Source organism: Streptomyces sp. NPDC007856, from assembly GCF_042868225.1.
Lineage (GTDB): Bacteria > Actinomycetota > Actinomycetes > Streptomycetales > Streptomycetaceae > Streptomyces.
Map to the genome: position 1 here is coordinate 1 of NZ_JBIAEC010000065.1, position 8,188 is coordinate 8,188.

Here is an 8,188-nt window from a genome sequence, read left to right on the forward strand (position 1 = left end):
CCCCGGCCACGACCCGCTACCGCACCGCCCCCGATCTCCTTGCCGCCTCGCATGAAGAAACCGACACACCGACAGGTTGATTCTTTACGGCTTCACTACGCCCGCAATCTGCTGAGCCAGGTTCCCAAGTCGGCTCAGCCATGGGTGGCCACCCTGCTGCGGACAGTCTTCGAGCAGCCCGACACTGACGCCGTCCGGTCCCAGATGCGGCACGTCCTGGACGCTTTGGAGGCGAAGTTCCCCAAGGCCGCCGAGCATCTCGATGCCGCACAGGCAGACCTGCTGGCGTTCACCGCGTTCCCGCGTGAGCTCTGGCGGCAGATCTGGTCGAACAATCCGCAAGAACGCCTGAACAAGGAGATCCGCCGCCGCACCGACGTGGTGGGCATCTTCCCCGACCGCACCGCCCTGATCCGCCTGGTCGGCGCGGTCCTGCCCGAGCAGAACGACGAGTGGACCGAGGCCCGCCGCTACATGGGGCTGGAACTGCTGGCCAAGGCCCGGCTCCACCCGATCGAGTCAGAAACCGATGAGACCGTCCTGCCCACCGAACTCACCGCTTAGCCTCAAAACGAGATCACCGAGTGGCCGCCGATACACCACTCCAGTGGACGTGACCTAGCAGCTGGAGTAGGTCTCGCGCGGGTGATGGCGCACTGCGGGGGCAGCCCATCAGCGTCCGTGCACTACCTGGCGGGTGCCATCGCCTCTGCACCTGAGAACCCCGAGCCGTATGCGGTTCTTGCCGAGTTGTGGAGGGACAAGCCGTTGGAGCTGGCCGAGGTCGTTCAGGGTGCCGACTCCTTGAGGACGGTACTGGCGCAGTCGTACATCAGCTTTCTTCGGGACGACATGGACGGCGCGGCGCTGGCGATCGGGTCGGTCACGGGTGTGCGACCCGACATCGCCTGGGCCAAAGCCCCCTGGTTCGGCGATGAACGATTTCTCGGTGTGGTGAGTGCCGATGCGCTGGCCGAGGCCGCAATGCGAACGATGGACTATGGCCGTGATCTGGACACCGAAAGCATGCGGGAACGATTTCGGCCCTGGTTCGAAGCCATCGACGTGGTCTCTGCCCGCCAGCCGTTGCCGCAGGCGTTGGCCAAGATGGCGATCTTGCTGCGGGCATGCGGTCTCACCGATGCGTCGTTTGTCCTCTGCGACCAGGCGGACTCCGTTGAGCGGATCATGCTGACGGAAGTTGTGCGAGCGGGCACGTGGCGGAAGCTGGGTGATCTTCATCAGACCGTGGCGGCGTTCGAGCGCGCTCTTGCCCTGGACCCGGCCAACTGGTCGCTCTATCTCGACCTGGCCGATGTGCGTGCTGAGCAGGGCGACTTCACCTCCGCGGTCCGGCTGATCGATCAGGGGATGAGGTACGAGCCGGCTGAGCTCTCACTTCGGGCGGCCGGAGCTGCCTACCGTGCACGACTGACCGGCTCGCGTGCCGATCTGAGCGAACTCATAGAACTGGCGCCGAATCTGCCGAACGACTCGTACCGGGACCTGCTGATGGATCACGCGTGCGCTGGTCCCGCACTGCCGGCCGAACTCGTGGCTGCGGCCCGGCGCATTCAGAACAGCTGAGGCTCCGCTCCGTCACGAGCAGCAGCTCCAGCCGGCAAGTGCCCGGCAGCGCGACCCAAGCCCAAGTTCCCGCGCGACTGCCACGTCAAGGGCGACGGCGTCCACGCCATGCTTGGCGCCGCCCGCCTTCACAACCCACTCTCGGCCGCATGGCTCGGAGCTCCCCAGTACAGGGACATCCACGTGCTGCAGTCGAAGATCAGTTACGGGACAAGTCTTAGGAGACCCGCACCGGCAGCACCGAAGCCGTGATCCACATGGCTTCGGTCGACAGCCTCGCCAGGCGCATAACGGACGAGACCACCCCCACGTGGCGAGGAACTTACTAGGGCATCAAGGGCAATCTGCCTATTTCAAAGGCCCTCTCAGGCCGCGCCGTAGGGGCACCCCTGCGGCGCCTCTGCGGTCCGGTGCACGAAGGCCGGCCGTAGCTCGGGATCCTCGGGGTCGTAGTAGCGGTGGAACACCGCGGTCGCCCCTCCGGACAGGGGCGGGACGATCCAGCTCCAGTCGGTCGGCACCGGGCGCCCGTGCCGCCTCTCGCGGTCCACGTGCGCGAGGAACCGCCGCGACTCCGTGTGGTGGTCGGCCATGCTCACCCCCGCCTGCTCGTAAGAATGCAGGACCGCCAGGTTGAGCTCGACCAGGGCGCGGTCGCGCCACAGAGTGCGCTCGTTGCGGGTGTCGAGGCCGAACAGCTCGGCGACGGCGGGCAGCAGGTTGTAGCGGTCGGTGTCGGCGAGGTTGCGCGAGCCGATCTCGGTGCCCATGTACCAGCCGTTGAAGGGCGCGGCCGGGTACGTGACCCCGCCGATCTCCAGCGACATGTCGCTGACGGCCGGCACCGCGTACCAGCGCAGACCGAGGGCGGCGAACCCGGGATGGCGCGGATGCGTCAACGGCACCTCCAGCACGGCGTCCTCGGGCACCTCGTAAAACTCCGGAGTCAGGCCGGAGCCGGGCTGCACCAGCAACGGCATTATCTCGAAGGGTGTTTCACCGCCTTTCCAGCCCAAGTCCCGGGCCAGCGCCACCCGCTGGGTGCTGCGCGGGTCGTCCGAGTAGCGCACCAACTGCTCGCCCAGCAGCGTGGCGGCGGGACGGCCGGGGCGATCGGGGGCGAAGACGCTGATGACCGGCCGGATACGGCCTCCGTTGGTCGCGATCCGCAGATGCTCGAAGCACTCACTGGCGATGTCGTCGGGATGCGTGACGTGCCGCAGGTCCCGCACGATCAGATTGTTCCAGTAGAGCCGGCCTATGCAGCGCGCCGCGTTGCGCCAGGCCACCCGCGCGCCGTACGCCACCTCCGCCGCAGTGTGTTCGTACGTGCCGAAGCGCTCCACCTCCGCGGTGACCTCCGCGAGCCGTCTACGCGGGTCGCCGTCGCCCGGGTTCTCGGCGGCGTACTGCCGGATGAACACCTCGGCGGCCGCCAGGACGGCCTCGTGCGCCGATGGGCGGCGCGGAGCCGGGTCGGACGAAGGGGGGAGTTGCATCGGATTCTCTCCTGCTCGGGGTCTGGTGCTCACACGAACCCGGGGCGCCGGCGGTGGTACGGCGGCCGCTCGGCCGGGAGCGGACGGGGCGCTGCCGAGTCCGGCAGGCGGGCGCGGCAAGCGAGTGGCCGCACGGCCGGGGCCGGGTCGGCCGGCCGCTCAGTCCTCGGGCGGTTCCCGCAATTTCCGGGGCAGTAACGCGGCCTCGAGTGCGGGCACGTCGAAGGGGTCGAAATGGATCCGCTCCTGCGGGATGCCCTGCCGGGCCAGGGTGGCGCTGGCCTGCGTGACCATGTCCACCGGGCCGGAGAGGAACGCCTCGTGCCGATACCACGGCCCGAACTCGTTCAGCACCTGCGGCAGGCTACCCTCCAGCCCCGCAATACGCTCGTGCGACACCGCGGCCCGCACAGAGAGCCAGTGGTGCCGCTGGGACATCCTGAGCATGTCGTCCAGGCCGTAGAGCTCCTCGGCGGTCCGAGCGCCGACGAAGACGTCGACGTAGCGCTCTGTCCCGGTGCGGGCCGCGTCCTCGACCAGGGCCTTGATGGGGGCCATGCCGGTCCCGCCGGCCACGCACACCAGATCCCGGTCGCTGCGCGGGTCGAGCGTCATGTCGCCCTGAGTGGGTCCGAGCCGCACCATGTCCCCGGGCTTGGCGCTGTAGACCAGGCCTTGGCTGACCTGGCCCTGGGCGACCGCACGCACGTGGAAGGTCACGGTGTTGTCCGGTCGCGGCGCGTGCGCGGGCGAGTAGTAGCGCCACGTCTTGGGGTGCCAGGGCGTCTCCACGCTCGCGTACTGGCCTGCCGTGTACGGGTAGGGCGCGTCGGGCCGCACGGTGATTTCCGCGATGCCATGGCCGCGGTGCAGGTGGTGGATGATCTCCGCCTCCCACACCGCGGGCGCCGTGCGAGCGTCCTCCCCTGCGGCGTGCATCATCACCTGCGCGACGACGCCGTATCCGTGCGTCCATGCGGCGGCCAGCTCCGGGCTCCACGCCGGGCCGGCGTAGCGGGCCAGGGATGCAAGCAGGCACTCGCCCACCGCGGGGTAGTGGCCGTTCAGCGCCCCGAACTTGCGGTGGTCGCGACCGAGCCGGCCGCAGAACCGGATCAGGTTCTCCGGGTCGTCGACGAGGTCGACGATCTGCAGCAGCCCGCGCAGCAACCGGTCGCGCTGGACGTCCAGGTTGTCCGGGAAGAGCCCGCGCACCTCGGGGTAGCGTGCGAACAGAATGGCGTAGAAATACACCGTCATGTCCGTTGCGTACGCGCCGACCACGGCCACACTCGCGCGCATCAGGGCGATTTCCTCCGCAGTCAGCGGCACGAGGTCCGGCAGCGGACTCGGCGCCGGGGGCGAGGGAGTGGAAGGAAGCGCTGCTGATTCCGGTGACTGCGCCGTGGCATCCGGTGCGTCACGGCGTCCTCGCGACTCACGGGAGAATATCACCGGGCGCCTCCCGCTTCAGATTGAATCGTCATCACCATGAGGGAAATTCAGTGTCAGAGCAGTGGGGAGCGGGGACCGCTGCACATCCGGTCGCGGTTGCCGGGACAGGCCGATGACCGGCACGGGGTTCCGCTGTGCCGGATGCCCATCCAGCACCCAGAAAGGGTCCGCCATTCGGCTGTGGCGCCGTCTCGATACGACGCCAGGGATCAACTTGACTGGCACACAGGCAACTTGGGAACGGACGGGGCGGAACTCCCTGGGATGTCCTGCCGTTCGGTGGCGATCGACAGGACCGCATTCACCCTAATACACAATCTTCACCCGTCAACCAAAGGATAGGCACGACCTCGCCCCGACTCGCGCACGTACGTGCCACAGGCCGGCCTGGCACGCGTGTGTTCGGCGCCGAGGAGGGGGAGTGGGCGCGGAACCGACCGGAGGAAGTGTGTGGATCCGGCCGGAATCAGACCGCGGCGCGGCAGCCCGGCAACTCCGCGAAATCCGCGTCCGCTTCTGCCGGTGAGATGCCGAAGCCCGCTCGAATTGCCACCCGAAACCAGTCGGTGTCGGGAGCTGCGGTGGATTCAGAAGTCATGGCTCACGACAGCGTAATACCAAGTGAATTCACCGAGATGAACATGATCTCTGTCGGTAAATCCGGATAACCGGGGCACTCGGGTTCCCGGGCAGCGGTATGGGTGACCCGCGTGAAAACCCTGGTTCGGGCTGATGATCCGGCCGTTTGTGTTCATGCCGTCAGGCTGCTTGCTGGTGCTCGTTGATGGGGCCGCCGAGTAGTTGAGTGCGGCGGACGCGGCCACCGAAGGGGATGACAGGTGCCGTCTGGCTGGTCTCCGAGGCTTGGGGAGATCGTTGGTGTGGGGATCGGCGGGGGCGGTGCCGGTTGTAGTGGTCGGTGTAGGTGTTCGGGTCGGTGCGCAGGTGCCGTTCGTTCATGATGAGTAGGCGGTCGGTGCACTCGCGGCGGACGGTGCCGACCCTGCGGCTGCCGAATATTTCGTCCGACCAGGTCAGGCAGCGTGTCGGTACTCGTGGATCACTCTGGAGAGCCGGTTCCGGCGGCGTATGTCCAGACGGGAGATCCGTCCGATATCGGCGATCGGTTCGAGGACAGCGCGCAGTGGTGCGGCCTGGTTCATCGCTTGATGGGGTCGGTGGGTGTTGTGGTGCACCTCGAACTGGCGGAGGTCGTGGCGCAGGTGGCGCTCGTTCCAGATGAGGGTGCGGTCCAGAAGTTCGTGGCGGCAGGTCTGGACCCAGCGCTCCATGATTGAGTTCATGCGCGGCATCCGGACGCCGGTGTGCACGACCTGGATGCCGGCCTCGCCCAGGAGCTGGTCGAAGAGTGCCGGGAACTTCGCGTCCCGGTCCCGGATCAGATACTTGACGGTGGTCCCGGCGTCCTCCAGGTCCATCACCAGGTTTCGTGCGGCCTGGCTCACCCAACGCGGCGGTGGGGTGCGCCGTGGCGCCGTGGATCCGGACGCGGCGGGTGACGTGCTCGGTGATCGCGAGGATGTACTGGCTTCGGCCGGTCAGGGTGACGGTCTCGATGAAGTCGCAGGCCAGGATTGCGTCGGCCTGGGAGTGCAGGAAGTCGGACCAGGTTGTGGCGAGTTCGCCGTGCACTCTGCGGTAGCCCCCGACGGGTTCTCTCGGACCAGGCGGAGGATCAGGTCAAGGTCACCGACCCGGCCGCCCGCCGACCCACGGGCAGCACAGCAGCGGGCGCTGCGACCAGGTTCCGGACCAGGGCGGTGATGACCGACAGCACCATCGGAAGATCGTCCCCGACCCCGTGTGCGGTCCATGCTCTGGTGGACGATCGTGCAGGTCACGTCCAGAATCGAGTTTCCGAGCGGGACAGGGAAGACCAGCGGCACTGAGACCCGTTTTGGCCTCGTCCTCGTCCAAGCGGCGAAAGATGTCGTGGACAGTCAGCTTGCCGATCCGGATCTCTCCCCGTCGATGCTGGCCCGTGAGCTCAATGTCTCGGTACGGAGGCTGCACCGGGCGTTCGCGGCCGCCGAGTACATCCACCGCAGCAGGCTCGAACGGGCCAGAGCGCCAGTACGGACAGACACCTGCCGAGTTCGCCCGTCAGTCCGGCCGCGCGGGGCCGACCACACCGAAGGCGTACTGATCCCACCTCAGTGGTGGTAGGAGGCAGCCGTGGTCTGCACGAACGACCGGTAGTGTCCAGTGAGGCACCACATGTGCTCTCCGGTGTACGCGACGTCTCAGCGCGCGAGCCGACAACGAGCCTGCCGGTGCTGTAGCCGCAGGCCGACGGCGTGTCCAGTCCCCCATCCAGCGGCGAGGTCCTCAGTACATGGTTCGCCGGCTCAGAGCCGCCGTCCAGGAGCGCGTAGCGGACTGCACTAGTCGCGGCCCAGCCGCCCCGCCGTACAGGGGAAAGACCAGGAGCCGAGTCGGGTCGTGCGGCTCGGCTGAGCGTCATCCCTCCAGTCATCTGGTAGGGAATATGCCACTTGGTGCGCTCCTGCCATCCAGAGGTGGCGACCGGGCGGCATCTCCGGGCCAGAACCCCGCCAGGACGGCGCCTGATGCGACAGTCGAGGGAGACCATGCGCTGGACAATCACACATCGGGCGACAGCGTCGGCGGCTCTCGCCGGTGCGACCGCCATCGTCTCGACGGTGCTGCCGCCGGCCCATGCCGGAACGCGGACCGCAGTCGCGCAGTCGTTCGCGACCGTGACGGCAGAACGGCCCAGCACGCCGACGCCGCTTCCCCCTCGCCTACCTCGAGACTTTCGTGGGAAGGGCAAGTGGGTTGTCCGGGACTTGGGCATCACGGTCCCGTTCAGCTGGGAGGGGAGAAACGGCGACAGCCAGATGATCGCGGGAGGCCCGCGGTACCCGATCTGGTTCACAAACCTGATCTACCACGGCACGCTCTACACGCTGACCTACAAGTGGCCCGGCCTGACCCAACATCCGTGCTCACAGATCCCGGGTTTCGACCTCAACCAGTTGAACCAGGCATTCCGAGGCGCACGGTTCGTCGGGCGGGAGATTCTCCAGCGGAGACCGAACCGGCACGTGAACCACTGGAGGGTCGGTGTCGTCCTGCCGAAACGGCCTCCGGGGAAATTCCTGCGGTTCCCCGTTGCCCTGGGCGACATCTATGTGGATCAGGACGACCGGAGCACGTTCTGGCAGGTGCTGCAATTCGGCATCCAGAACCTCTATGACCCCGAGTTGGACGAGTGGCTCGTGATGGACACGTTCAAGCACAAGCCCGGTACGGTCACACTTCCCCGGCGCTGCACACCACCACCGTGAGCCCAAAGGTTGTCCCGTAACCGCGGGGTGTTCCTTCAAAGACGGGTCGCTCCGCGCTCCCGGGGTTAGCCGAAGATGAGCGCAACGTCCTTAGAGCGTGTCCTATGTGGTGATCGCTCGTTGGGCTGTCTATGGGGCGGGGTACGTGGAGTTGGATTGTTCCGGACGGGCTGTGGGAGATCGCCGAGCCGCTCATCCCACCGTCGAAGGTGCGGCCACAGGGCGGCGGAACGCAGGACACGCCTGATGAGACGCTGTTCGCGGCGATCATCTACGTGCTGGTCAGCGGTTGCGCCTGGCGGGCTCTGCCGCCTT

General features: G+C 67.3%; 8 protein-coding genes and 2 pseudogenes. 5 read left to right on the top strand and 5 right to left on the bottom strand.

What is annotated here, in order from left to right; genetic code table 11:
- Positions 1-87 precede the first annotated feature (87 nt).
- The 3 genes and pseudogenes from ACFYOH_RS43990 to ACFYOH_RS44000 all read left to right on the top strand — a co-directional run.
- Positions 88-564, top strand: a pseudogene (locus ACFYOH_RS43990) (transposase); the annotation flags it as partial.
- A 117-nt stretch (positions 565-681) separates the two neighbouring features.
- Positions 682-1,587, top strand: a complete 906-nt coding sequence (locus ACFYOH_RS43995) for a tetratricopeptide repeat protein (protein ID WP_388637804.1) — start codon at positions 682-684, stop codon at positions 1,585-1,587.
- Between the two features lie 221 nt (positions 1,588-1,808).
- A pseudogene (locus ACFYOH_RS44000) lies at positions 1,809-1,916 on the top strand (IS5/IS1182 family transposase); the annotation flags it as partial.
- A 36-nt stretch (positions 1,917-1,952) separates the two neighbouring features.
- Here ACFYOH_RS44000 and ACFYOH_RS44005 read toward each other — a convergent pair.
- From ACFYOH_RS44005 to ACFYOH_RS44025, 5 genes are all read right to left on the bottom strand, one after another.
- Positions 1,953-3,086 (bottom strand): nitric oxide synthase oxygenase, encoded by a 1,134-nt coding sequence (locus ACFYOH_RS44005; protein ID WP_388637807.1) that lies wholly within the window; start codon positions 3,084-3,086, stop codon positions 1,953-1,955.
- A gap of 159 nt (positions 3,087-3,245) precedes the next feature.
- A complete protein-coding gene (locus ACFYOH_RS44010) occupies positions 3,246-4,388 on the bottom strand; it encodes a globin domain-containing protein (protein WP_388637810.1) in 1,143 nt (380 codons plus the stop codon).
- Positions 4,389-5,007: 619 nt separating this feature from the next.
- Positions 5,008-5,139, bottom strand: a complete 132-nt coding sequence (locus ACFYOH_RS44015) for a hypothetical protein (protein ID WP_385310461.1) — start codon at positions 5,137-5,139, stop codon at positions 5,008-5,010.
- Positions 5,140-5,300: 161 nt separating this feature from the next.
- Positions 5,301-5,501: a hypothetical protein gene (locus ACFYOH_RS44020; RefSeq protein ID WP_388637813.1), complete on the bottom strand. Its 201-nt coding sequence runs from the start codon at positions 5,499-5,501 to the stop codon at positions 5,301-5,303.
- A gap of 74 nt (positions 5,502-5,575) precedes the next feature.
- Positions 5,576-6,007 carry an integrase core domain-containing protein gene (locus ACFYOH_RS44025; protein WP_388637815.1) on the bottom strand — a complete coding sequence of 144 codons (432 nt, stop codon included), beginning with the start codon at positions 6,005-6,007 and terminating at the stop codon, positions 5,576-5,578.
- A 1,146-nt stretch (positions 6,008-7,153) separates the two neighbouring features.
- Here ACFYOH_RS44025 and ACFYOH_RS44030 point away from each other — a divergent pair.
- Together ACFYOH_RS44030 and ACFYOH_RS44035 are read left to right on the top strand one after the other, a co-directional pair.
- Positions 7,154-7,873: a hypothetical protein gene (locus tag ACFYOH_RS44030; protein ID WP_388637817.1), complete on the top strand. Its 720-nt coding sequence runs from the start codon at positions 7,154-7,156 to the stop codon at positions 7,871-7,873.
- A gap of 131 nt (positions 7,874-8,004) precedes the next feature.
- Positions 8,005-8,188: transposase (locus ACFYOH_RS44035; RefSeq protein WP_143657585.1), on the top strand; the 184-nt coding region annotated here is incomplete at its 3' end.